At 48.3% G+C, this 23,119-nt stretch carries 24 protein-coding genes; 12 read left to right on the forward strand and 12 right to left on the reverse strand.

What is annotated here, in order from left to right; genetic code table 11:
* Positions 1-84 precede the first annotated feature (84 nt).
* The 7 genes from EA408_02235 to EA408_02265 form a co-directional block, all read right to left on the reverse strand.
* Positions 85-582 (reverse strand): OmpH family outer membrane protein, encoded by a 498-nt coding sequence (locus EA408_02235; protein ID TVR74640.1) that lies wholly within the window; start codon positions 580-582, stop codon positions 85-87.
* A 108-nt stretch (positions 583-690) separates the two neighbouring features.
* Positions 691-3,183, reverse strand: coding sequence for an outer membrane protein assembly factor BamA (gene bamA / locus EA408_02240; GenBank protein ID TVR74550.1), 2,493 nt, complete (start codon positions 3,181-3,183; stop codon positions 691-693).
* A 3-nt stretch (positions 3,184-3,186) separates the two neighbouring features.
* A complete protein-coding gene (locus EA408_02245; protein ID TVR74551.1) occupies positions 3,187-3,936 on the reverse strand; it encodes an isoprenyl transferase in 750 nt (249 codons plus the stop codon).
* Positions 3,937-3,947: 11 nt separating this feature from the next.
* Positions 3,948-4,613 carry a hypothetical protein gene (locus EA408_02250; protein ID TVR74552.1) on the reverse strand — a complete coding sequence of 222 codons (666 nt, stop codon included), beginning with the start codon at positions 4,611-4,613 and terminating at the stop codon, positions 3,948-3,950.
* 21 nt (positions 4,614-4,634) lie between these two features.
* A complete protein-coding gene (locus tag EA408_02255; protein ID TVR74553.1) occupies positions 4,635-5,369 on the reverse strand; it encodes a hypothetical protein in 735 nt (244 codons plus the stop codon).
* Between the two features lie 111 nt (positions 5,370-5,480).
* Complete coding sequence (locus EA408_02260; protein ID TVR74554.1) at positions 5,481-6,359, reverse strand: NAD kinase; 879 nt, start codon at positions 6,357-6,359, stop codon at positions 5,481-5,483.
* A gap of 13 nt (positions 6,360-6,372) precedes the next feature.
* The gene (locus EA408_02265) at positions 6,373-7,038 is read right to left on the reverse strand and encodes a CBS domain-containing protein (GenBank protein ID TVR74555.1); all 666 of its coding nucleotides are present in this window, start codon (positions 7,036-7,038) and stop codon (positions 6,373-6,375) included.
* A 63-nt stretch (positions 7,039-7,101) separates the two neighbouring features.
* Between EA408_02265 and EA408_02270 the strand changes: the two genes are divergently transcribed.
* Complete coding sequence (locus EA408_02270) at positions 7,102-7,842, forward strand: pyridoxine 5'-phosphate synthase (protein TVR74641.1); 741 nt, start codon at positions 7,102-7,104, stop codon at positions 7,840-7,842.
* Between the two features lie 25 nt (positions 7,843-7,867).
* Positions 7,868-8,671 (forward strand): alpha/beta fold hydrolase, encoded by an 804-nt coding sequence (locus tag EA408_02275; GenBank protein ID TVR74556.1) that lies wholly within the window; start codon positions 7,868-7,870, stop codon positions 8,669-8,671.
* Positions 8,672-8,686: 15 nt separating this feature from the next.
* Here EA408_02275 and EA408_02280 read toward each other — a convergent pair whose 3' ends face one another.
* Positions 8,687-9,310 carry a uridine kinase gene (locus EA408_02280; protein ID TVR74557.1) on the reverse strand — a complete coding sequence of 208 codons (624 nt, stop codon included), beginning with the start codon at positions 9,308-9,310 and terminating at the stop codon, positions 8,687-8,689.
* 97 nt (positions 9,311-9,407) lie between these two features.
* Here EA408_02280 and EA408_02285 point away from each other — a divergent pair, with 97 nt between their 5' ends.
* From EA408_02285 to EA408_02310, 6 genes are all read left to right on the forward strand, one after another.
* A complete protein-coding gene (locus tag EA408_02285; GenBank protein ID TVR74558.1) occupies positions 9,408-10,397 on the forward strand; it encodes a mannose-6-phosphate isomerase in 990 nt (329 codons plus the stop codon).
* A 16-nt stretch (positions 10,398-10,413) separates the two neighbouring features.
* Positions 10,414-11,025, forward strand: a complete 612-nt coding sequence (locus tag EA408_02290) for a YihA family ribosome biogenesis GTP-binding protein (protein TVR74559.1) — start codon at positions 10,414-10,416, stop codon at positions 11,023-11,025.
* A 62-nt stretch (positions 11,026-11,087) separates the two neighbouring features.
* A complete protein-coding gene (locus tag EA408_02295; protein ID TVR74560.1) occupies positions 11,088-12,026 on the forward strand; it encodes a ribose-phosphate pyrophosphokinase in 939 nt (312 codons plus the stop codon).
* 115 nt (positions 12,027-12,141) lie between these two features.
* Entirely contained in the window at positions 12,142-12,819 is a 678-nt protein-coding gene (locus EA408_02300; GenBank protein ID TVR74561.1) for a 50S ribosomal protein L25/general stress protein Ctc, read from the forward strand.
* A 24-nt stretch (positions 12,820-12,843) separates the two neighbouring features.
* Positions 12,844-13,407: an aminoacyl-tRNA hydrolase gene (locus EA408_02305; GenBank protein TVR74562.1), complete on the forward strand. Its 564-nt coding sequence runs from the start codon at positions 12,844-12,846 to the stop codon at positions 13,405-13,407.
* A gap of 50 nt (positions 13,408-13,457) precedes the next feature.
* The gene (locus EA408_02310) at positions 13,458-13,856 is read left to right on the forward strand and encodes an RNA-binding S4 domain-containing protein (protein ID TVR74563.1); all 399 of its coding nucleotides are present in this window, start codon (positions 13,458-13,460) and stop codon (positions 13,854-13,856) included.
* Between the two features lie 5 nt (positions 13,857-13,861).
* Here EA408_02310 and EA408_02315 read toward each other — a convergent pair whose 3' ends face one another.
* From EA408_02315 to EA408_02325, 3 genes are read right to left on the reverse strand one after another with little or no spacing between them, the layout of a single operon-like run.
* Positions 13,862-14,797, reverse strand: coding sequence for a DUF2279 domain-containing protein (locus EA408_02315; GenBank protein TVR74564.1), 936 nt, complete (start codon positions 14,795-14,797; stop codon positions 13,862-13,864).
* Between the two features lie 20 nt (positions 14,798-14,817).
* Positions 14,818-15,966, reverse strand: a complete 1,149-nt coding sequence (locus EA408_02320; protein ID TVR74565.1) for a DUF3078 domain-containing protein — start codon at positions 15,964-15,966, stop codon at positions 14,818-14,820.
* Between the two features lie 12 nt (positions 15,967-15,978).
* Entirely contained in the window at positions 15,979-16,425 is a 447-nt protein-coding gene (locus EA408_02325; protein ID TVR74566.1) for a DUF393 domain-containing protein, read from the reverse strand.
* On the opposite strand from EA408_02325, the gene EA408_02330 reads away from it, so the two are divergent.
* The 3 genes from EA408_02330 to EA408_02340 all read left to right on the forward strand — a co-directional run bounded on the left by EA408_02330 (position 16,426) and on the right by EA408_02340 (position 20,953).
* Positions 16,426-17,943: a hypothetical protein gene (locus EA408_02330; GenBank protein TVR74567.1), complete on the forward strand. Its 1,518-nt coding sequence runs from the start codon at positions 16,426-16,428 to the stop codon at positions 17,941-17,943.
* A 106-nt stretch (positions 17,944-18,049) separates the two neighbouring features.
* Positions 18,050-19,567: a hypothetical protein gene (locus EA408_02335; GenBank protein ID TVR74568.1), complete on the forward strand. Its 1,518-nt coding sequence runs from the start codon at positions 18,050-18,052 to the stop codon at positions 19,565-19,567.
* A gap of 48 nt (positions 19,568-19,615) precedes the next feature.
* The gene (locus EA408_02340) at positions 19,616-20,953 is read left to right on the forward strand and encodes a twin-arginine translocation signal domain-containing protein (protein ID TVR74569.1); all 1,338 of its coding nucleotides are present in this window, start codon (positions 19,616-19,618) and stop codon (positions 20,951-20,953) included.
* A gap of 49 nt (positions 20,954-21,002) precedes the next feature.
* On the opposite strand, the gene EA408_02345 is transcribed toward EA408_02340, so the two are convergent.
* Entirely contained in the window at positions 21,003-22,223 is a 1,221-nt protein-coding gene (locus EA408_02345; protein TVR74642.1) for a membrane dipeptidase, read from the reverse strand.
* Between the two features lie 133 nt (positions 22,224-22,356).
* Here EA408_02345 and EA408_02350 point away from each other — a divergent pair, with 133 nt between their 5' ends.
* The gene (locus tag EA408_02350; GenBank protein TVR74570.1) at positions 22,357-23,109 is read left to right on the forward strand and encodes a hypothetical protein; all 753 of its coding nucleotides are present in this window, start codon (positions 22,357-22,359) and stop codon (positions 23,107-23,109) included.
* Positions 23,110-23,119 lie beyond the last annotated feature (10 nt).

Raw genomic sequence — 23,119 nt, forward strand, 5'->3', positions numbered from 1 at the left:
CAATGAATTATGTTTGGTATGCTAACGGTATTCAGTGCCTTGAACTTATGGAACCCCCATGCTTTGTTTTTACGAATCCCCATCTCAGTTCCGGTAGCCCAGCATTCTCAGGATATCATCACTGAGATCGTTGCGGGGATTTGTATAGAGCATGGTAGGTGAGTTGGCGGTATCGAATATCACCGCGTAGTTACCATCCTGTGCCATTTTCTCCACGGCTTTGTATATCCTGTCCTGAATTGGTCTTATTAATTCCTCCTGGCTGTTGAATAGCTCTCCTTCCGGACCGAAGTATTTTCTCTGAAGATCGGCAGCCGCAGCCTCCATGTTGACTATCTCGTCTTCTCTTTTTCTCCTCATCTCTTCGCTCATAAGCACCCTGTCATTCTGGTAGGTTCTGTAGAGGGCTTCAACCTGCTGGTATCTCTCCTCTATCTCTTTCTGCCACTCGGCTGAAAGTTTTTCCAGCTGCTCCTGTGCTGCCCTGTATTCGGGTATATTGCTGAGAATATATTCACTGTCAACCCATGCGAATCGCTGTGCTGAAGCTATATGCGCTGTAACAACCAGCATCAGCGCCATTAGGGCCAGCCGGATTGTGAAACCGGTAATTGCCCGTTTACCTGCAATAGTTTTGCTGGTATCGATGATTTTTTGCTTACTGTCCATGAGTATAAGGTTAAATGGTTATTAGAATTGCTGTCCCAGAACGAAATGGAACTGACTGCCACTCGCACCCGGCCTGCCGGGTATCTGGTCAAACCCGTAGGCCCAGTCAATACCAAGCAGACCGAACATCGGGAGGAAGGCTCTGAGTCCGACACCTGCCGAACGCTTGACCGCAAACGGATTGAACTCCTTGAAATCATACCAGGCATTGCCCGCCTCAACGAAGATAAGAGGGTATATGAATGCGTTGGGATTTGTTGAGACAGGATACCTCAGCTCCATGGTGAACTTGTTGTAGATGTTACCTGCCTTGTGTCCCCTTACTATCGGAGTCAGTGAGCCATTTTCATAACCTCTCAGTCCGATAGTCTCCCTGCCGTAGAGGTTATACCCGGACATGCCGTCACCGCCCAGATCAAAACTCTCAAAGGGTGACGGGCCAATGTCGCTGTTGAAATAACCCAGGATCCCGAACTGGGCACCGGCGCTAAGGACGAGGTTCCCGGTCAGTGCTGTGTACCAGTTGCTCCTGAATGTCCATTTATGGTACTCTATCCACTTGTATTTTTCGCTGGCCGGCATAGAGGAAAAATCCTTGTCACTCAGAAGTGAATATGGCGGAGTTATCTGGAGTGAAAGGTTGAAGGAATTACCACGGCGCGGATATATCGGCTGGTCAACTGAGTTTCTCCCGAAGGATGTTCTTACACTTAAGTTGTTTGAACTCCCGTCCTGGAACAGGAACTGGCCGAACCAGTCATCCAGTTCATAATTCTGATAGCTGATCTCGTTGTAAAGTGTGAAGAAATCATCGGGCCAGTCCAGCCTTCTTCCCATACCCAGCGAAGCCCCGGAGATCTTTATGGATGACCAGTCCTGTACCCTGCGGTTATACCTGTTGGTCTGGATGGTGTGATAGACCGAGAAGGAGAGTGAGTTGGGCCTGGTGCCTCCAACATATGGCTCGACAAAGGTCAGGTTGTATGCCTGGTAGTAGCTGCCGTTGGACTGGGCCCGGATGCTCAGTGTCTGTCCGTCACCTGAGGGAAGAGGCCTCCAAGCCTCCCTGTTAAAGATATTTCTTGTAGAGAAATTATTGAAGCGAACACCGATGGTCCCTATCAGCATGCCGGCGCCCCAGCCGCCTGAAATCTCAAGCTGGTCATTTGCCCTCTCCTCTACAACATATTCTATGTCAACTGTTCCGTCATTCGGATTGGGCAAAGGGTTTATTTCCAGCCTTTCCGGATCAAAATGCCCCAGACTGGATATTTCCCTGTGCGAACGCATAAGGTTGGTCTTACTGAAAAGCTGCCCGGGCTTGGTTCTTATCTCCCGTCTTATCACATGCTCGTTGGTCTTCGTGTTCCCTGATATAAGCACCCGGTTTATCCTTGCCTGGTCTCCCTCGCGTATGCGCATTTCCAGGTCGATAGAATCATTATCGATCCGGAGTTCAACCGGATTGATCTGAAAGAACAGGTAACCATCATCAAGATAAATGGAACTTACAGCATCATCATCCAGCCGCAGCCTGTTATAGAGCTTTGTCTGGTCGTACACCTCTCCTTTTTCAATGCCGAGCACGGCGGTAAGAAATTCGGCAGGGTACTTGGTGTTGCCCACCCATGTAATATCCCTGAAATAGTATTGGATCCCCTCCTCAATTTCTATCCCGACATTGATCCTGTTCTCCTCGGTATGGTAAATGGTATCTGAAACTACGACGGCATCTCTGAATCCGTGTTCGTTGTAGAATGAAATCAGGTTCTGTTTATCTTCCCTGTAGTCTTCTGCTACCAGCTTTGAGGTTCTGAAGATGTTAAGGTTTCGCTTGTTTGTATTCTTCATGACCCTTCTGAGCCGGCGGTCGGTGAAATTCTCATTGCCAATGAAATAGATGTCGGAAATCCTGACCCTCTCATTTTTATCGACATCAATGTACAGTATTACCCTGTTGGGTTGTACCGGGTCATCCTCCATCCTGATATCAACCTCGGTATTGAGGAACCCTTTCTCGACAAAGTGCTTTTGAATAATATCCCTGGTGTTGTTGAGCGTATTTTCGTCAACGAGCCTGCCGGTCCTCAATCTTATCTTGTCTTCAATATCCCTCAGTTCGCTTCTTCTAAGCCCCTCGATATTCAGGGCCGACAACCGGGGTGGCTCCTGGAGCCATATATTGAGGTCTATCTCAGTGCCTTCAATCCGGGTGGTAGTTATCCTTACATCTGAGAAAAGCCTTTGATCCCATAATTTTCGGATCGCCTCAGCTATGTCATCTCCTGGTACAGTGATCCTTCTGCCCCTTGTCAGGCCGGATGCATTTACTACAACACCCGGGTCAAGATGCTGAATTCCGGATACTGTAACTTCCCTTATTACATATTCCCTGGCCCTGGAGTAATCCATAACCGGCAAGGCCGGGTAGTCTGTCTGTGCTTTACCGTCGGGTAGCATACAAACCAGGGCAAGCATGAAGAAAACAAAAGACGTTAATTTTTTTGCCAGCATAAATCAATCGCAGTTTAATTGTTCGCTTGTTTTACCAAACCTTCTCTCTCTTTTCTGAAAATCAGCAATTGCGCCGTACAAATGCTTTTTCCGGAAATCGGGCCACAAAGTGGGCGTAAAATACATTTCAGCATATGCAAGCTGCCATAGCATAAAATTACTGAGCCGGTACTCCCCGCTTGTTCTGATAAGAAGTTCGGGATCAGGTATGTCTGCCGTGGCAAGGTAACAGGCAAATTTTTCTTCATCAATATCACTCCCGGCTATTCTGCCCGATCTGACATCTTCTGCAATAAGCCTTGCTGCCCTTGCAATCTCCCACCGTGCACTGTAACTCAGCGCGACAATAAGTGTCAGCCCGGTGTTTTCTTTTGTCTTGTTAATTACGTCAATAAGCCTGTCAACAATTGCCGGCGGCAGGTTATCCATGTCGCCGATAACCAATAAACGGACATTGTTCTCAATTAGTGCCTCGCTTTCAGAATTAATTGATGATACCATAAGGTCCAGCAGGGCATCTATCTCTTCCTGGGGCCGGCACCAGTTTTCCTTGGAAAATGCATACAGCGTCAGATATTCCACGCCAAGCTCGCCGGCTCCCTCAACGGCCTGTTTAACGGCAGTGACGCCGTTCTGGTGCCCGAATATCCTGTGGGAGCCCCTCTCTTTGGCCCATCTGCCGTTTCCGTCCATGATAATGGCAATATGGCGCGGGAGCTTGTTCTTGTCTATTTTATCCTTAATTCCTGTCATAAAACTGAAGCTTAGTACCAGTATACCGGGCAGTCGCCCCTGCGCTCAAAGGGTTTTATAGTAACGAAAAATCCGGCCAAAGATACCCAATCATTGTTATGAATAAAAGACGGAGAATCAAATTGTCCGAAACTTTTAACTCCGTCAATATCATCCCTGAAGTTCTTCTTCAAAATCCATTCCAATCCGATTGTAATCCTCCTGCTGATCCCGTATTTTACACCTCCGCCGAAAGGCAGGTTAAGGTATGTGGATGCCGGGCCATCTCCATCAGGAACGAATGTATAGGCTATACCTGCTGTAATATATGTGCTTATTGGTTTACTGAATATGGTAACCTTGAAAGGCATGAAATTGAACTCACCGGTAAGTGAGAAATCATAAAAATTGTTAACAAACCCGGCTTGTCTTGCCTGGTTTAGCGGATATTCAAAATCAGTGTCCTCTGCACTGATCTGCCCGAAATTAAAACCCATTTTGAGGGCATAGTGTTCATTGAAATTGTATCTCATCAGTGCTCCGAATGCAGGTGAAGGCCTGTGAAAATGAAGGGACGGGTTCAGGTTGCCCCTGTAATAGGAAGTGCCTGCAAATATTCCGGCATCCAGCTCGTCGGAGGAATAACCCTTGCCGGCGAAAAGTGTCAGCATTAAACAAATTGCAGCGGCTCTGATCATAATTTCCTTTAATATTTATAATTATTCCGGCCTCAGTCCGGTCAGCCTGTAGATAATCTGTACAGTTGTCAGGTAATATATATCATTTGCGGTCGCAGTGGGACTTGTAAAGCCGTCAAGGTAATCATTCAGTGAATAGCGTCCCCCTATCTCAAAACCTATATCCATATGATTGCTGATGCCAAGTTTTGCACCGATTCCGGCCGGCAGCACCATCGTGACCATCCCGTGGTCAATGTTGTCCCTTTCCCTTCTGTTTTTGAGACTTTCATTAGGTATTACATAATAGACTATTGCCCCGGCTCCGCCGAAAAGATAAAAAGAGATGGTTCCATAGTTCCTGACCAGCCCCCTTCTGTCTACTCCCCTGAGAAACCTCAGGTCCTTTACGGGGAAGAACTCACCCCGGGCAGCCAGCTCAAGGAATGTCGTGTTGAAAACATACCCCCTTGCTTCGTTCCTTCCACCTGCATCGTCACCGCTCAGCCATCCCAGTGCAGCACTTCCGTTTATGCCAAAATAGTTGCCCGGGATGTACCTGAGTCCGGCGATGAAACCCGGTCTGCTCCTTAACAGATCCAGGTCTTTTAATCCGAACCAGTTATTCTCATCTGCTGTCCCCCCGATATCTCCAAAGTAGTTTGCCGGGCCGATACCCGCGTAGAGCTCATAGGGCAGGGACCGCCAGCTCTGTCCCTCTGCAGGCAATGCCAGGATAACCGGAAATAGAAGGGTGACCAGGATACCGATGCGCATCTTCTGTTTTTTAGGACTGCAAATTTAATGAAAATAAGTGGTAATAAAACATTAGTGGGGTCTTAATTATTGCCGGCAACCGGGTAATAAAGGCGAATTTAGTCATCTGTTTCAGTTCCTTTTATCAGCTCCCCACATAAGTTTATTTCGAAGCGTAGTGTAGAAATCCTGGCTGTTGAGTCTGATCAGGTTGATATAGTAATCCGGTTTCCTGATAACAATTTCAGTCTCCATTGCTACCAGTCTGCTCCTGGAATCCATCGAAAGCAGGAACTCCGGTCTGTTTCCGGTTACCCTGAGCCTTATTGTGTTGTTATCGGGAACTACAATCGGCCTCACGGTAAGATTATGCGGGGCAATAGGTGAAATAATAATGGCGCCGGTATCAGGGGTCAGCAATGGTCCCCCTGCGCTTAATGAATATGCCGTTGATCCTGTCGGTGTTGAGATGATAAGTCCGTCTGCCCAGTAGGAATTCAGGAAATGATCGTTCAGCCAGGCCTGGATCGTTATCATGGTTGAATCTTTTTTCTGGATGGTGAACTCATTGAGTGCGCAGTCAAATACGCTGAATAACTTTTCGGGGCTTTGCAACTGAAGCAGGCTTCTTTTTTCGGTGGTATAGTTGCCTGTCATTACCGCCCCTATTGCTTTATCAATATCATCCCCTGAGATATTTGCAAGGAATCCCAGTTTGCCGCTGTTGAACCCGAGTACCGGAATACCTGAATCCCTTACCAACGTTATGGTCTCCAGAATTGTTCCGTCACCGCCGATTGCGAAGATAAAATCACTTGACCTGTCAAGATCATCATGTGAATTAAAAATGGCTTCCGGCTCAGGGTCAATACCTGCTTTCCTGACGAGGAAATCGTAGAAAGGTTCATATAAGGATATACGGAGTCTGTTCTCCCGGAGCTTTGTAAACAACCTCTTCGCGTAATCATTGAAATGAGGGTTGAACTGCCGTCCGTATACAGATATCTGCATTGACTGAGTATTATTAAACGTTCAGATAACGCATGAACTGTTCATACCTGTTTTTGTAAAAACCGTCAAGGTTTTCGTCATCCATATATGATGCCTTGATGTTATAGTCATACCTCTGGAATGTCCTGATGACAGGTGTAAGGTCGGTTCGGTTGATCTTGATCGTTACTTCCATAAGGGTGCTGTCTTCCGTATTCCGCGTATAGAGGCTAAGTATCCTGGCGTTGTTGCTTTCAATGATCTGGCCTATCTGGCTTATTGAGTAGTCGTGGTGGTTCATCTCCAGCACTATAAGCCCTCCGGGTTCACTGACAGCTGTAAGAGTTGCAAAATGGGCCAGCAGGTCATTCTGTCCGATCAGTCCTGTATAGCTCTTCTTTTCATCAAGAACCGGTATGACAGTCAGCCTGAGGCGGGAGGCAATCTCAATCACTTCGTAAATATGCTGGTGATCATACACAAAGGGACTGAACAGCGACAGCTTGTGATTTCCGATAGGTTCGTCGGTCATGCCAAGGTCGTATATGTCGGTATCTGAGATAAGTCCGAGAAACTCCTGGTTATTGACAATGGGAAGATGGGATATCCGGAATATTTCCATCCAGCTGAGTGCACGGGCTCCGGTGTCGGAGGTTCGGAGTGCCGGAATAACATCTGATACAAGTTCCCTGGCTAGCATATCCGGTTTTATTTGTTGTAAATTAGCACTAATTTTGTGTTCTGTATGAACAAACAACGTGCCATGACCCGATTAAGCGTAAATATAAACAAAATTGCCACATTGAGGAATGCCAGGGGCGGAAATATACCTGATGTGATTAAAGCGGCGGTGGATTGCCAGGACTTCGGGGCACATGGTATAACGGTGCATCCGCGCCCCGATGAGCGGCACATAAGGTACCAGGATGTTCGTGATATCAGGCCTCTGATCACTACCGAGTTCAATATAGAGGGATACCCGTCTGAATCTTTTATTCAGCTTGTCTTATCAGTAATGCCTCACCAGGTAACGCTGGTGCCTGACCCTCCCGATGCTATTACCTCGAGTGAGGGATGGGATACCATCTCGCAGAGGGGCTTCCTTACCGAGGTTATTGCAAGGTTTCATGAACATGGTATAAGGACATCGATCTTTACCGGCACCGATCTGAACCATATTGAACATGCGGCACTGACTGGCACCGACAGGATCGAGCTTTACACCGAACCCTATGCACGGCATTTCCCGGCAGATCCAGCTGGGGCGGCAGAGCCCTTTACAGCTGCTGCAAAAATGGCCGGTGAAGCCGGGCTGGGTATTAATGCCGGGCATGACCTGAACCTTGAAAATTTAGGCTATTTTGCCGGCAGGGTGCCGGGACTCCTGGAAGTCTCGATCGGCCACGCCCTCATCTCCGATGCTATTTATTTCGGACTTGAAAATGTGATCCAGATGTACCTTCGGCAACTTGAGCTTAAGGGTGCACGATCCGGCAGCATATGACCGGGTAATAATTATATCTTGTATCATGAAGCTGTTTTACAGAAAAACAGGGTCGGGTAGGCCATTGATAATTTTACACGGCCTTTACGGTTCGTCAGATAACTGGATGAGTGTTGCCAAATCGCTGTCCGGCCATTTTGAGGTCTGGCTGCCCGATCTCAGAAACCACGGAAGATCACCGCATGATAGGAACCACACTTATGAGATGATCAGAAATGATATCCTGGAATTCATTGATGATGCCGGCATTGAGAAGCCGGTCATTATCGGGCATTCCATGGGCGGCAAGGCTGCCATGTGTTTTGCACAGCATCATCCCGACCGTATTGAGAAGCTGATCGTAGCAGATATTGCACCCAAGTCCTACAAAGACCTCTACAGGGAAGAACCGCTAAATCATCATGATATCCTGCAGGCGATGAAGAAGGCAGATGTTTCTTCTGCAGGAACGCGCAGGGATGTTGATGATATGCTGCAGGCCACCATTAAATCTGCCAGGATAAGAGGATTCCTCATGAAAAACCTTGACAGGGGTGATGACGGTAGTTACCGGTGGACTCTGAACCTGGACGTGCTTATAAAGGAGCTTGATAATATAATGGACGGGGTTAACTCCGATTGCTTTGATCCGGAGTTTCCCCTCACCGGGTTTCCTGTCCTTTTTATCAGGGGCGGTAAGTCGGCGTATGTTCTTGATGAGGATATTGAGGTCATTGAAAGGATCTTTCCTTCAGCTAAAATTGTTACCATAAACGGTGCAGGGCATTGGCTGCATGCTGAACAACCCGCTGCATTTGTTGAGGCAGTGCTGGAATTCACAGCAGTCTGAAGTCGTGAATAATTATTATCGCGTTTTGCGGTTGTTCAGGCTGCTTCTTATAATTTCGGTAAGGATATTGATCCCCACCTTGTTGTTTCCGCCCTGCGGAATAATGATATCTGCATATCTTTTTGTGGGTTCGATAAACTGAAGGTGCATTGGTTTAACCGTTTTATTGTACCGGTCGAGTACTGCGGTAACAGACCTGCCCCGCTCGCTGATATCTCTTGATATCACCCTGGAAAGCCTGTCATCGGCATCGGCGTCGACAAATACTTTTATGTCCATTAGCTCTCTGAGCAGGCGGCTTGTAAGAATAAGGATACCCTCTATTATTACTACCTGTTTCGGCATGATCTCCATGGTCTCTTCCGATCGGGTGCATGTAAGGTAGGAATATACGGGCTGTTGTATTGCCTTGCCCTCGCGTAGCATTTTTACATGCCTGATCAGCAGACTGAATTCAAGAGCCCTCGGGTGGTCAAAATTTATCTTCTGCCTTTCGGCGGGCGGCAGATGTGAATTGTCACGATAATAGGAGTCCTGGGGTATCAGCACCACTTTGTTCTCAGGCAGGCTTGACATAACCTTCCTGACAACAGTTGTTTTTCCTGAACCTGACCCTCCTGCAATACCGACAATCAGCATATTTCTTTTTTCTTCAAAAATATAATTAATTTTAAAACCATAAACTTTACGTCGGTCATAATGGCCGGCCGGAGGTGAAACTTAAAACGAGAGCCTAATGCGAGCATTGTACCCGCTTAAATTCACCCCGATACCCAGGGAAATGATCTGGGGAGGAGACAAACTGCAAAAGAAATACAACAAGAGTTTCCCTCCGGAGGCCAGAATTGGTGAAAGCTGGGAGATTTCTGGTTACCCTGGCAAATTGTCAGTTGCAGCCAATGGCTTTTTACAGGGTAATTCCATTGAGGAGCTGACAGAGGTTTACATGGGTGATCTTGTCGGAGAAAAGGTTTTCGACCGTTATGGAATTGAATTCCCGCTGTTGATCAAGCTTATTGATGCCAATGAAAACCTTTCCATACAGGTGCACCCAGATGATGAACTTGCCGGGACCCGTCACAACGGAAGGGGTAAAACTGAAATGTGGTATGTGCTCGATGCTGAGCCGGGTGCTGAATTGATCTCAGGGTTCAGCAGAGAGGTGAGCCGCGGCATTTTCCAGGAGAAATTAAATAGCGGTAACTTACCTGAATTGCTTAACTTTGAAAAGGTGGTTCCTGGGGATGTTTTCTTTATGCCTGCCGGTAGAATTCATGCAATTGGCAAGGGGATAGTACTTGCCGAGATACAGCAGTCCTCCGATATTACCTACAGGGTATATGACTGGGACAGGGTTGATTCTGAAGGAAAGTCCCGGGAGCTTCATGTCGATCTTGCGCTTGATGCGATCGACTATACATGTCATAATGATTACAAGACAGTTGTTTCCGGCCGGGAGGATGTGCCTGTATTGCTGGCTGACTGCCAGTGGTTCACGACACAGCGCCTCTTGTTCAGACGGAGACTCCCGCGTGATTACAGCCTTGCCGATTCATTTGTAATTCATATATGCACAAAGGGTGGGTATAATATTATATATAATGGCGGAAAGGATAGAGTTGCGGTTTCGGGGGGAGAAACAGTGCTGATACCTGCCGTTCTTGATGAGGTGGTGCTTGAAACCAGTGCAATTACAGAGATACTTGAAGTGTACATAAAAAATTAACGCTGATAATCCGCCAATGGTTATAAAAAGTGCAGAATTTGTCAAAAGCTCGGCCGCTGCCGGTCAGTTTCCTCCACCGGACATACCCGAATATGCTTTTACCGGCAGGTCAAATGTCGGTAAATCCTCGCTGATAAATATGCTCACAGGTCACAAAAGGCTGGCAAAGACCTCCTCAACTCCAGGAAAGACAAAGCTTGTGAATCATTTCCTGATCAATGACCAGTGGTACCTGGCCGACCTGCCGGGGTACGGTTATGCGCGGACTTCACGCAGTGAAAGAAAGGGTTTCGGCAGGCTGATAGAGAGTTATATAAGAGTGCGTGAAAACCTTGTGTCGCTGTTTGTCCTTGTTGATTCCAGGCATGAGCCGCAGGTATCAGATTTGAATTTCATTAATTCACTCGGTTATAACGGGGTCCCCTTTGCTATTGTATTCACGAAAAGCGACAAATTGTCGCCCGCGCTCCTGCAGAGAAATGTAGATGTTTATCTGAAACGCCTGGAACAGGAGTGGGAAACACCTCCGCCCTGGTTTTGTGCGTCTGTGAACGACTACAGGGGGCGGGAGGAGATCCTTGGATATATTGAAAATGGGAACTATAATTATGCTGCCATCGGAAATTAGAAATATTTGCTTATAATATTTATTTTTGCAACCCTGATATCGTAATAATAATCATAGCCAAAATGACCCATAAAGCTCCGATCAAATTCTTTTCAGGCAAGTCTTCAATGTATCTTGCCGACAAAATTGCCAAGAGCTACGGCATGGAACTCGGTAAGTCTTCCGTGATCCAGTTCAGCGACGGTGAATTTCAGCCATGTTTTGATGAATCGGTAAGAGGTTGTGTGGTCTTCATCGTTCAATCCACTTTCCCGCCGACTGAAAATCTTTTTGAGCTGCTGCTCATGATAGATGCTGCGAAAAGGGCTTCTGCCTACAAGGTTGTTGCGGTAATTCCCTACCTCGGTTTTGCCCGGCAGGACAGGAAAGATAAGCCGAGAGTATCGATCGGGGCAAAACTGGTGGCCGACCTTCTCTCCAAGGCCGGAGTCTCAAGGATAATGACCATGGATCTGCATGCAGACCAGATACAGGGGTTCTTCGACGTGCCAGTCGACCACCTTTATGCTTCAGCCATATTTGTTCCCTACATTAAGAAAATGCAACTGGACAACCTGGCGATAGCGGCTCCCGATATGGGAGGAACCAAGCGGGCAAATGCCTATTCACGTTTTCTTAATTCAGAAATGGTCATCTGCTACAAGCTCAGGAAAAAGGCCAACTTCGTTGATGAGATTACCATAATAGGTGATGTGGAGGGGAAGAACGTGGTGATAGTTGATGACATGATCGATACGGCCGGCACATTGCTTCTGGCTGCCGACCTGATGATGCAGAAAGGAGCCAGTTCGGTGCGGGCAGTTTCAACACATCCGGTTCTGTCAGGGCAGGCGATTGAAAAAATTGAAAAGTCTTCTCTACGCGAGGTTGTTGTGACGGATACAATACCGTTGAAACAAAAATCTGACAAGATTACGGTCCTTACCGTGGCCGACCTGTTTGCCGAGGTTATTGGCAAAGTTTACAATTACCAGTCAATCAGTTCCACTTTTATTGTCTAAGTTTACTATATTTGCACCTCAAAATTTACAGGCAATGGTGTGATGGAGGTCCGCGATGTTTTTCTCTTAATCCGGAACTAAGTAGCACCCATTATTAATAGTTAAATTTTCATTGATGAAGTTGTTAGAGATTAAGTGCAGCCTGCGCGAGTCGGTAGGCAAGAAGGATTCCAGAAAGCTCAGAAAACAGGGTGGTGTGCCCTGTGTGCTTTACGGGGGAGGTGAAAACATCCATTTTACCGCACCCGAGAATGATTTCAGGCACCTGGTTTACAGCCCCAAGGTTTTTCTGCTGAAGCTTGACATTGAGGGAAAGGTTTATGATGCGGTTCTTCAGGATATTCAGTTTCATCCGGTAACAGACCGGATTCTGCATATGGATTTTTTCCAGGTATTTGAAGACAGGCCCGTTTCAATAGATGTGCCTGTTCAGCTGCATGGAGTGCCTGAAGGTGTAAAGCATGGGGGGAAGCTTGCTCTTGAGGCCCGCAGGCTAAGGGTAAGGGGCCTTCCAAAAGACATGCCCGACATTCTGAATGTTGATGTTACCAACATAGGGCTGGGCAAGTCGGTTAAAGTGGGTGAACTTGAATTTGAAGGATTGGAATTGCTTGATTTTCCAAACCTTGTGATAGCATCAGTCAAGCTTACAAGAGCTGCACGTGGTTTGACGGATGAAGAAGAGGAGGCTGAAGGCGAAGAAGCTGTCGAAGGAGAGGGCGAAGGCGAAGGAGATAAGCCGGAAGGTGAAAAACAGGAAGGTTCTGGTGCAGAAGGCCAGGTTGATAGTTGATAAGCTGAATTTTAACCGGTGCCTATGAAGTATCTCATTGCCGGACTAGGAAACTTTGGCGAAAAGTATGCCAATACAAGGCATAACATAGGGTTTATGGTATTGGACACTCTTGCAGGGGTGTCCAATATTTCTTTTGAGGACCGCCGTTATGGCTTTGTTGCCGGATACAGGTACAGGGCACGGACCTGCGTACTTCTTAAACCGACCACCTATATGAACCTCAGCGGCCGCGCAGTTAATTACTGGCTGCAGAAAGAGAAAATTCCCGTTGAGAACATGTTCGTTATTGTTGATGACCTTGCACTTCCTTTTGGAACTATAAGGATAAGGGCAAAAGGAGGTGACGGCGGCCATAACGGTCTTTACAACATAAACCAGGTTCTCGGCAGGCAGGATTATCCGAGGTTGAGATTCGGGATAGGCGGAGAGTACGGCAGAGGATCACAGGTGGACTATGTTCTTGGAGAAATGGATGATCAGGAGCAGGAAATACTCCCTGCAAGGGTTGAGAAGGTTATTGATGCGGTCCACAGCTTTGTAACAGCAGGCATTGAACGGACAATGAACCTGTACAATAACAGGTAGGGGAATTACAGCTTGTTCCGGCTGGTCCTGAAGGCAAATGTTGAACGGTTATGGGAAAAAGTGAAGATGAGAACGACGAAGTAAGGATCGATAAGTGGCTCTGGGCGGTAAGGCTTTTCAAGACGCGGAGCCTTGCAACCGAGGCCTGCCGAACGGGACGTGTCAAAATAGGGGATGTTCCGGTTAAACCATCCCGTTCAGTAAAGGAGGGAGACAAAATTAACCTCAGGCGCCCGCCATCAGTGTATACCTACAGGGTGTTGCAGACGGTCGGGAAGAGGCAGCCGGCCAGGCTGGTCGCCAACTACCTGGAGGATCTGACTCCGGAGGAAGAAAAAGAGAAGGCCGGTCACCGCAATCTCGTGATGTTTGTGCGCCGCGACAGGGGCGCAGGCCGGCCCACCAAGAAGGAGAGGAGGATACTTGACAGGCTTTCCGGCAACGACTGACCGATTCAAAAAAACAGGATATGAAACCTTATCCCGTCAACCCTGTTGAACTCAACAGCCGGGGCAGGCACCTTCAGGAAATTAAGCAGCCGCAGCACCCTGTTAATGATCTCCGATCCGGTTTCAATCTCAGAAAGATCCAGGTCAGGAGAGATGAAAAACCTCCTGTAACGTTCATAATGCGGCAGTTCGCGGCCGTCATGTTCTGGCGGGTTTGAACTGCCTCCGAGCAATCCGTGTGCACCGTATCCAATTGATATAGCCAGCCACGGGGGTATAGGTGCACCCTCTCCCGGAAACCGGCCGGGACTGACCGAAAGCCAGTGTGTTTGCCCGTTATAATCTTTAAGCATCCTTTCGGGTAGATTGCTGCCGAGTGCATCGGGACGGTAGTGAGCCAGTCCGCTATCACGGTAGGAATACTTTATTCTTGCAACCTGGCGGCCAAACAAAAGCTCCTGTGATACCGCTATGGCCGAGCCCGCAATGTTGAAGGCCATGTCGGGCACCGAAAATCCCCACTCCTCTGAGAATCCGTCAAGTATCTCAATTGTTGAAAGAAAAACAGGCCCGTATAGCCCCCCGATCCATGCCGCCTTCCGGCTTTCCATGCCGGTCTGTTTCATCAGGTGCATACCTGCAAGGCTTAAGGTATAGGAAGAGAAAAGGTGGCCGGTCTTATCCATGTCGTACCACTGTCCCATATCATTATAGAAGTGGAACGATGATCTGGGGTAGTTTTTGTACCATGCTTCGTTCAGCAGTAACATCCCGCCTCCCCATGCGACGGCAGTGGCTGAAAGAGTAATGCATAACCTTTTCCGGTCTGTGGTATTGGCAGGAATGGTGTCGGCCGAAGCAAAGGCTCTTGCAACAACAATGATTGCAAGTCCGGCAGAAATTAAGAATTTCCCCCCTTTCGGGGATAAGAACAGGCACATATTTGTGGCGTTAGCAGATATCAGAGTCTGTATGACAAGCCCAGCCCGAATACCTGTTTGAGCTGCAGTCTCGGTCCCAGTTCGGTGCCGTCTGCCAGCCTTACCCTGGCATTTTCATTGTAAACAGCCTGCAACAAAATATTTGCAGCAATAAAGCGGGTGATCTGCATGGTTATCCTGGCTTCGGCGTTGACATCAAAATTTTTTGGCTTGTCAAGGTAATTGGAAAACAGCTCAAGCCTTGAGTTAACATTTATATTGTCCATCAGGCTGGCCCTGAACTGAATCCTTATAAAGCCTCCAAGCTCATACCTTTTATTCTCTCCGGCTTCAACGCCGAAAGAGCCGTCAAGCTCCTCGTCCCAGAGGTAAACTATCCTGCCGGCCAGCGGCGACATGTACAGGGTAATATACTGATCGAGCCGGTGGTTCATGCCAACAGAGAGGTTGAGATATCCCGGAGCCATGAAATTTGATATTTTAAGGGTGTCGCCGGGTGACTTAAACCCGGGAGCAAACTGCGTGCGGAAATTAAGCAATGTGCTGTATGACCATGTTTCTGAAGCTCTCCGGCCGAATTTGGTGGAAAAGTCGATCTTGTCGTCACTTTTGACTGTTCGCCTGTGTTCCTGGTTGATAAGACCGTATCCAAGGTCCAGGCTGTTTTCCCAGGTAAACCGTTCATCGGGGGCTTCGTAGTTTATAAAGGCATTGAAGAAGGATGTTAGCGAAACCGAATTTTGCCCCCCGGCAGTCCAGTTTGAAAGCGATATCTGCGAAAAATTGGCAGCCGTGTGGAGCCCTTTGGACCAGTATGAAGGTTTGGGCTCTTCAGCAACCTCTTCATCAGGAGCAATCTCTTCTGCAGGGATCTTATCGTTGATCTGCAAGGTGTCATTGATCTGCAAGGTGTCATTGACCTGCAGGGTGTCATTGACCTGCAGGGTGTCGCCAGGTTGCACAGTGCCGTTGAGCTGAACTGTGTCATTGGTCTGCAGGGTGTCGACAGGGTTCAGTATACCAGTCAGTTTGCTCAGGCCCGCATAGTGTTCAATATGGCTCGTGTGTTTCGTATCATTCTTTTGCCTGGCATTATCCGTGCCGGGAAAACCTGCTGCCGGAAAAACTAGCAGCAGGGCTAATATTATAATATTTCTTATCAGGCGCATAGGTCTTTAATATTAATCAATTTGGATAGGGATATCTTCTGTAAACTTGTTTCTTATTCTTTTGTCAGGCACCAGGCAGTTGTCATACCTGCCGAACCATCTGTATCTGCTTTTGGCGACAAATTTATAAAAAAAGTCACGAACCGGCGCCGGGATGATGATAAGCAGGTAAAGAAGAGGCCAGCCGTAAGGAAGCCGGCGCATTATCCTTAATACTGCAGAAGACCTGTGCCAGACCCTGCCTTTCTCAATCAGTATTACACTGTCATTGTTTTCCGGTATCCATGATCCGGGTATTTTCCCCGATATTCCCGGTCCCTGTAAAGGTGCAAATCTGAACAGGTCCTTTTTGTCCCTGCGAATGATAAAATTCACCGTCCTGGAACACAGCACACAATGCCCGTCAAAGAGCACAAATAGTTTGTTGTTTTCTTTTTCTCTGAAAGTTTTACCGCTCATATGCCAGGTCGCTCCCGGTTCAAACAATTATGCAGGCGGCTAAATTACAAATTATTGATGGAAATCGATTTTCTGCTTATCATAAGGGGGCAGCCTCACAATTGGAATTTTTCAAATAATGGCTATCTTGCCTGTCAAATGGAAAAAGAGATGCACGAAAATACGGGCCGGTGGTCAACAGGTTACCAGGCGCTGAAAAACCTTGCAAGGGCTGCGTTTTTTATATTCTACAGAAGGATAGAAGTATACGGCCGGGAAAACATACCCGGGGACGGGGGACTTATCTTTGCGGCAAACCACAGGAATGCACTGATGGACGCCCTGGCGGTGCTGCTTACGAATCAATACCAGCCGGTCTACCTTGCAAGGGCTGATATTTTCAGAAACAGGTTTGCTGCCATGATACTCCGGTTCCTGAAGATCGTGCCGGTTTACCGTTTCAGGGATGGGGTGGGGTCAATGGGACAGAATGAGGCGACATTCGAAAAAACGTCAGCTGTGCTGGCCGGCGGGGGATGTATAGGTATAATGCCTGAAGGAAACCACGGTGACCAGAAAAGGATTCGTATGCTGAAAAAGGGGATCTTCCGGATAGCGTTCAGGGCGATGGATGATTTCAGAAATGGGCACGGAGTAAGGATAGTGCCTGTGGGACTTGACTTTACTGATACCAGGCGTTTTCGTGAAGAGCTGGTTGTCAATTACGGCAGTCCGATAGCCGTCTCCGGTTACATGGACCTTTACAGGGAACATCCGCAAAAAGGCATCAATGCCATCAGGGATGAGTTGTCGGCCAGGATGCAGGATTTGGTGATCAATATCAGGGATGAGAAGAACTATGAGGTTGACCGGTTATTGATGGAGACCGGTTCCGGGACTCTTAAAAAGCAGGAGACAGGTGATGGCCCCGGATGCAGCAGCCGTTTTTTAATTCAGAAAGCTTTCGCAGAGGCAATGTACGAATATTTTGACCGTGAGCCTTCGGCTGCAGAAGAGCTGCGTGATCTTGGCGGCAGGCTGCTGGAACTGCTTAACAGGCATGGAGCTGACCTGACGGCAGTCCGCTTGCCCGGAAGGGGAAGGATCCTGGCTGCCGGAATGCTGAGATTGCTCTGCTATCCGGTTTTCCTTGCAGGAGCGGTCATCCACCTGGTGCCTCTTGCATTGATAAGGCTTGCATTGATGAAGTTAAAGGACCCGCAGTTCATAAGCTCCTTCAAATATGTCCTTGGCTTCGTTCTTGTTCCCCTTAATTACCTGATTGCAGGGATTATTCTTTTTTTAACCCTTCCTGCGGGTGTTGCCGCTACGCTCCTTGTTGCCATGCCGGTTACCGGACTTCTTGCCCACTGGTGTTACAGGTATTCGGAAAGGGCCGGCAGGATGACCGCTGTTTACCGTTCCCTTGTATCTGCACCTGATGACCGGAAAACTGTCACAGAACTTGCTGATGATATTGCTGCGGGACTTGACCCGGTAATGAGATCCTGCAGGGAAAAAACCGCGATAAATATATAATAATATCATTAGGATTTTTGAAAAATATGCGTATTATTGCTTCTGTTAAAAAATCTGACTTTTTATTTACCGGGTCAGTAACCCGTATTTCAATATTATTAGTTTGATGAGCAAGAGCAGATCTACCAGGCGCGGGCGCAGGTACATAATAATACTGCCCGTAATACTTACCGCATTGTTCCTTTTTATGGGTGACCGTATAGTCCGTTACACCTCCACAAACGAATTCTGTTATGCCTGCCACAGCCATCCGCATGCTGAGGAGTCCTGGAGGAGGTCATCCCACTACGATAACCGTTCAGGGATATATGTCCAGTGTGCGGAGTGCCACCTTCCGCCTCCCGGCAACCTGAAATACCTTCTTGCCAAGGCAAAGCACGGAGCCCATGATGTTTACGGCTGGCTGTTCAAGGATCCGGAGTCGATCAACTGGGAAGCAAAGCGGACAGTTGAAAAGGCTGTCAGGTACACATATGACGAATCGTGTATCAAGTGCCACCAGAATCTTTTTCCCATGCAGCTTTCGCAGGACGGACAGCAGGCACATCTTTACTATCAGCAGCATGAGGACGATCTGAGCTGCCTCAACTGCCACCTCCATACCGGTCACTACTCCGATATTGTGCAGGAGGGTATTCAGTTCGGGGTTGCAGATGAAGTTGCGAGGGAAGTATTCACCGAACCGGCCCAGGTTGAAGATTTTGTGAACTTTACCGAAAAGATTCCGGGAACTTCTGTCAGCTTTGAGATGGCAGCCATCCCCGGCGGGACCTTTAAAATGGGAAGCCCTCCCGACGAATCTTACAGGAGGGATGACGAGGGGCCCGTAAGGGATGTAGAGGTAAGTTCTTTTTTTATGGGTCGTGCCCAGGTGAGCTGGGATGAGTTTCTTGCCTTTTACAATGCGACTGCAGCTGAGGGCAGGCAGGATAATATTTACGCCACCAACCTCGGAGAGGTTGATGCCATATCGGGACCCACTCCCCCGTGGGGACTGCCCGACCAGGGATGGGGGATGGGGTCCAGGCCTGCAATAACAATGACATGGTATGCAGCAGAAACCTACTGCAGGTGGCTCTCCGCAGTGACCGGCAGAACCTACAGGTTGCCGACAGAGGCCGAATGGGAGTATGCTGCACGTGGCGGAACTGAAGGTCCCTATTTCTTTGAGGGAGACCCCAGGAGGTTTACCCGTGAAAGTCTGCGCAACAGGATCTTTGGTCCCGACACTGCAGTGATCAGCTCCTATGTTATCTACAGGGAGAACAGTGAAGCACGCACCCAGCCTCCGGGATCTGTCAGGCCCAATCCATTCGGACTTGAGCATATGCTGGGAAATGTGTTTGAGTTTACGGGGGACTGGTATGCGCCTGATGCCTATTCATTGTACCCGTCAGGGACCGTAGTGGATCCGGCAGGACCTGCATCCGGCACCGAAAGGGTTATCAGGGGCGGTTCTTTCAACTCCGATGCAGCTGATGTAAGGGTAGCCGCAAGGAGTCACACCCGGCATGCGGCATGGCAGATGACCGATCCGCAGATACCAAAAAGTGAGTGGTGGTATACCGATACCCGTGAGGTCGGCTTCAGGGTGGTCATGGAATGGGAGACGGATGACCAATAATCCGGATAGTTTTAATTTTTTATAATATATTAATCAAAATACATAATCATGGATCAGAAAAAATCATTAAGCCGTCGCAAATTCCTTGGCGATGCTGCAGCAATAGGTGCAATTGGTGTACTCGGCGTTGGTGCTGCAGCCTCATCGTGCAGCAGGAGGCCAACATATGTTGCACCCGTATTCCCCGATCAGGCACCTGATGGCAGGGTGTTGAAAGCCGGTGTTATCGGCTGCGGAGGACGTGGTACCGGTGCGGCCATGAACTTTCTTAACAGCGGCCCTAACCTGGAAATAGCTGCACTTGGCGATGTGTTTCAGCACAGGCTGGACAGATGCCGCAATGAGCTGAAGGAAAAGAGGGGCGTTGATGTGCCCGATGACAGGTGTTTTACCGGCTTTGATGCCTACAGAAGGGTTATCGACACCGATGTTGATGTTGTACTGCTTTGCGAACCTCCCTATTTCAGGCCCAAAAGCTTTGAATATGCTGTTCAGAACCGTAAGCATATCTTTGCCGAGAAGCCTGTGGGGGTCGACCCTGTTGGCATACGCCAGGTAATGGCTGCCGGAAGGATGGCCGAATCGGCCGGACTGAATGTTGTAACAGGTACACAAAGAAGGCATCAGCGTGATTATGTAAAGACATTTGAGATGGTCAAGAACGGGGCAATAGGCGATCTGGTCTCAGCGAACTGTTACTGGAACCAGTCCGCTCTCTGGTTTGTAAGACGACAGGAGGGCTGGACCGATATGGAGGCAATGCTTCGTGACTGGGTCAACTGGTGCTGGCTCTCGGGCGACCATATTGTTGAACAGCATGTTCACAATATCGATGTTGTCAACTGGTTCTTTGAGAAGCACCCGGTTAAAGGTGTCGGTTTCGGCGGCAGGCACAGGAGGCCGACAGGTGACCAGTATGATTTCTTCAGCATTGATTTCACCTTCGACGACAACAGGCATATGCACAGTATGTGCCGGCAGATCAACGGATGTGCAAATAACGTTTCCGAGATCATATTCGGGACCAAAGGTTATACCAATGCCCAGAACACGATATGGGACTATGACGGCAACGTGATATGGGGATACCAGTATCCTTTGGGGGATGACGGACAACCGACAGGTACCGTCGCTGTAAGTCCTTATGACCAGGAGATAATAAATCTTGTAACGGCAATCCGTACAGGGAACTATATCAACGAGACACAGAATGTATCAGAAGCCTGTATGACCGCGCTTATGGGCCGGGTATCTGCATACACCGGCCGTGAAGTAACATGGGAGGAGATGATGAACTCGTCGATGAACCTGGGACCCGAATCACTTGAGATGGGTACGGTTGATATTCCCGCAGTTCCGCCCACACCTGGCACAGCCGCAGGTTGAGTCCATGAGAATAAAAAAAAGATCCCGCAAAGTGCGGGATCTTTTTTTGCTATTTTGCCGCAAGTTTTTCAACCTTCCTGAATACCCTCATGAAGTTACCTGCCCATATCTTTTCTATATCTTCTCGTGAATAACCGCGGCTGACCAGCTCGAAAGTTATATTTCCTATTTCGGTTACATCCCTGCAATCGGCAAGTGATCCGCCCCCGTCAAAGTCAGTCCCGATCCCCACATGGTCAATCCCAATCAGATCAACTATGTGATCTATATGGTCAACCAGGTCGGCAACGGTGGCAAGCTGCTGCGGGTATTTCTCGTTTACCTCAAACCAGGCTTCCCTGGCCATCTCCATCTCTTCGTCGGTCAGGTCGACGAAATTATTGAACCTTTGCCTGACAGCCTCCCTGGCTGCGTCCCTTTCCGGATTGGGTTCCGGTGTTTTCACATAGGAGCTCAGTATGCATACCTGTATTACACCTCCGTTATCTCTCAGGGCAATCAGCATATCGTCATCCAGGTTGCGGGGGTGGTCGCACACGGCTCTTGCATTGGAGTGCGAGGCTGCAACCGGCGCACGTGATATTTTCAGAACATCGTAGAAGGCCTCGTCGCTTATATGGCTTACATCGACGATCATTCCAAGGTCATTCATCCTCCTGACCACCTTTATGCCAAAATCTGACAGCCCTCCGTGTTCGGGACCGGCGGGGTCGGTAGATGAATCACAAATGTCATTGTTCCTGGAGTGGGACAGAGTTATGTATCTTGCTCCCAGATCATAAAACTTGTCGACCAGGTTAATGTCGCGCCCTATGGGGTAGCCGTTCTCCAGGCCTATGTAGATGGCCAGCATGTCCTCATTTTTAAGCCTGTATGCATCATCAGGTTCCAGTGCAAGTCCGGCCATCGAGGGATGGCTGTCAATTGCCTGGTGGATAAGTTCAAAGATCTGCAATGCCCTCTCTTTTGCCGTTTGGTTTCCTTCAGGGGTCCTCTCTCCCTGTCCCAGAAAAACTGCGAAGAAGGCTGCATCAAGTCCGCCCTCAAACATCCGGGGAAAATCAACCTGTCCGCCCCTGCGGTCGGCTATGTTCCTGCTTCCAATATCAAAGCCTTCCCTTGCAAGCATCAGTGGTGTGTCGGTATGGGTGTCGAGAGTAAGGACCTCAGAGTGGATCTCTGCTGCTATAGCTGCAATGTCATTGTTCTGACGTTCAGCGGCTCCCGTGACAAGCATACTTATTGCCAACAGTAATCCTGTAATTCTCATATTGCTCATGGGAAGTCTTTTTTGGTTAGGAGGGCTAAAATAATAATAATTCTGGTTTGGGGCCTTAAAAACAATGAACGTTATTTTGATTATCTTTATGTCATGTAACTGGTATTAACCCATTCGTGGTGACATGGCAATAATGACATACAGGCGCGAAGAACAGTCCGCCGGCATGCACGGGAACCTGGATCTTCATGAGAGAAAGCCTGTCGGGTTTTATAAGGATGCCGGACTTCTTAGCCCCTATTCAAACATTTTCTACTGGTCGCATATGTCGAGCGGGAGCGGCGCTGATACCGGCGAACACTCGCATAAGGGATTTGAAATATTGAGTTTCGTGCTTAACGGGGAGATTGAGCATTATGATAACCGTTACAGGGGGTGGAAACGACTTTCTGCAGGTGATATGCAAGTCATAATGGCCGGGAATGGCTATGTCCATTCGGAAAGATTCCTGCCCGCATCCTCTGTTCTGCAGATTTGGTTTGATCCTGACCTTGAGAAAACACTGAACCGTCCATCTTCATACAGTGACTTCCCGTCTGACAGGTTCCCGATCAGGATTGAAGAGGGGAGGAGTACCAAAGTGTATGTGGGGGAGGGCTCAGGCGCAGTAATTCACACTCCCGGTGTTACCATCTCTGAAATTTCGCTGGCAGAGGGGAAGCATGCCTGCAATTTTCCCGGTAATGTTTTTATTTCGGGGTTTATTCTCGAAGGCCACCTCAATCTGAGGGGGAGTGATCTTGGCCAATACGATTTTTTCATTGCAAAGGAAGAAGAGAAGCTTGAGATGAATGCAAAGAGTGATTGCAGGCTGTTTGTCGTTGAATCTCCTGTGGATTCAGGATACCCAACATATGCAGGAGATTACAGAATGTAAACTCAGGGTT

Source organism: Marinilabiliales bacterium (genome assembly GCA_007695015.1).
GTDB lineage: Bacteria > Bacteroidota > Bacteroidia > Bacteroidales > PUMT01 > PXAP01.

What these genes read in the sequence shown, in the direction of transcription:
- EA408_02235 (TVR74640.1), bottom strand. Translation starts at nt 582, where the DNA reads ATGGCGCTGATGCTGGTTGTTACAGCGCATATAGCTTCAGCACAGCGA.
- bamA (TVR74550.1), bottom strand. Translation starts at nt 3,183, where the DNA reads ATGCTGGCAAAAAAATTAACGTCTTTTGTTTTCTTCATGCTTGCCCTG.
- EA408_02245 (TVR74551.1), bottom strand. Translation starts at nt 3,936, where the DNA reads ATGACAGGAATTAAGGATAAAATAGACAAGAACAAGCTCCCGCGCCAT.
- EA408_02250 (TVR74552.1), bottom strand. Translation starts at nt 4,613, where the DNA reads ATGATCAGAGCCGCTGCAATTTGTTTAATGCTGACACTTTTCGCCGGC.
- EA408_02255 (TVR74553.1), bottom strand. Translation starts at nt 5,369, where the DNA reads ATGCGCATCGGTATCCTGGTCACCCTTCTATTTCCGGTTATCCTGGCA.
- EA408_02260 (TVR74554.1), bottom strand. Translation starts at nt 6,359, where the DNA reads ATGCAGATATCTGTATACGGACGGCAGTTCAACCCTCATTTCAATGAT.
- EA408_02265 (TVR74555.1), bottom strand. Translation starts at nt 7,038, where the DNA reads ATGCTAGCCAGGGAACTTGTATCAGATGTTATTCCGGCACTCCGAACC.
- EA408_02270 (TVR74641.1), top strand. Translation starts at nt 7,102, where the DNA reads ATGACCCGATTAAGCGTAAATATAAACAAAATTGCCACATTGAGGAAT.
- EA408_02275 (TVR74556.1), top strand. Translation starts at nt 7,868, where the DNA reads ATGAAGCTGTTTTACAGAAAAACAGGGTCGGGTAGGCCATTGATAATT.
- EA408_02280 (TVR74557.1), bottom strand. Translation starts at nt 9,310, where the DNA reads ATGCTGATTGTCGGTATTGCAGGAGGGTCAGGTTCAGGAAAAACAACT.
- EA408_02285 (TVR74558.1), top strand. Translation starts at nt 9,408, where the DNA reads ATGCGAGCATTGTACCCGCTTAAATTCACCCCGATACCCAGGGAAATG.
- EA408_02290 (TVR74559.1), top strand. Translation starts at nt 10,414, where the DNA reads ATGGTTATAAAAAGTGCAGAATTTGTCAAAAGCTCGGCCGCTGCCGGT.
- EA408_02295 (TVR74560.1), top strand. Translation starts at nt 11,088, where the DNA reads ATGACCCATAAAGCTCCGATCAAATTCTTTTCAGGCAAGTCTTCAATG.
- EA408_02300 (TVR74561.1), top strand. Translation starts at nt 12,142, where the DNA reads ATGAAGTTGTTAGAGATTAAGTGCAGCCTGCGCGAGTCGGTAGGCAAG.
- EA408_02305 (TVR74562.1), top strand. Translation starts at nt 12,844, where the DNA reads ATGAAGTATCTCATTGCCGGACTAGGAAACTTTGGCGAAAAGTATGCC.
- EA408_02310 (TVR74563.1), top strand. Translation starts at nt 13,458, where the DNA reads ATGGGAAAAAGTGAAGATGAGAACGACGAAGTAAGGATCGATAAGTGG.
- EA408_02315 (TVR74564.1), bottom strand. Translation starts at nt 14,797, where the DNA reads ATGTGCCTGTTCTTATCCCCGAAAGGGGGGAAATTCTTAATTTCTGCC.
- EA408_02320 (TVR74565.1), bottom strand. Translation starts at nt 15,966, where the DNA reads ATGCGCCTGATAAGAAATATTATAATATTAGCCCTGCTGCTAGTTTTT.
- EA408_02325 (TVR74566.1), bottom strand. Translation starts at nt 16,425, where the DNA reads ATGAGCGGTAAAACTTTCAGAGAAAAAGAAAACAACAAACTATTTGTG.
- EA408_02330 (TVR74567.1), top strand. Translation starts at nt 16,426, where the DNA reads ATGCCAGGTCGCTCCCGGTTCAAACAATTATGCAGGCGGCTAAATTAC.
- EA408_02335 (TVR74568.1), top strand. Translation starts at nt 18,050, where the DNA reads ATGAGCAAGAGCAGATCTACCAGGCGCGGGCGCAGGTACATAATAATA.
- EA408_02340 (TVR74569.1), top strand. Translation starts at nt 19,616, where the DNA reads ATGGATCAGAAAAAATCATTAAGCCGTCGCAAATTCCTTGGCGATGCT.
- EA408_02345 (TVR74642.1), bottom strand. Translation starts at nt 22,223, where the DNA reads ATGAGAATTACAGGATTACTGTTGGCAATAAGTATGCTTGTCACGGGA.
- EA408_02350 (TVR74570.1), top strand. Translation starts at nt 22,357, where the DNA reads ATGGCAATAATGACATACAGGCGCGAAGAACAGTCCGCCGGCATGCAC.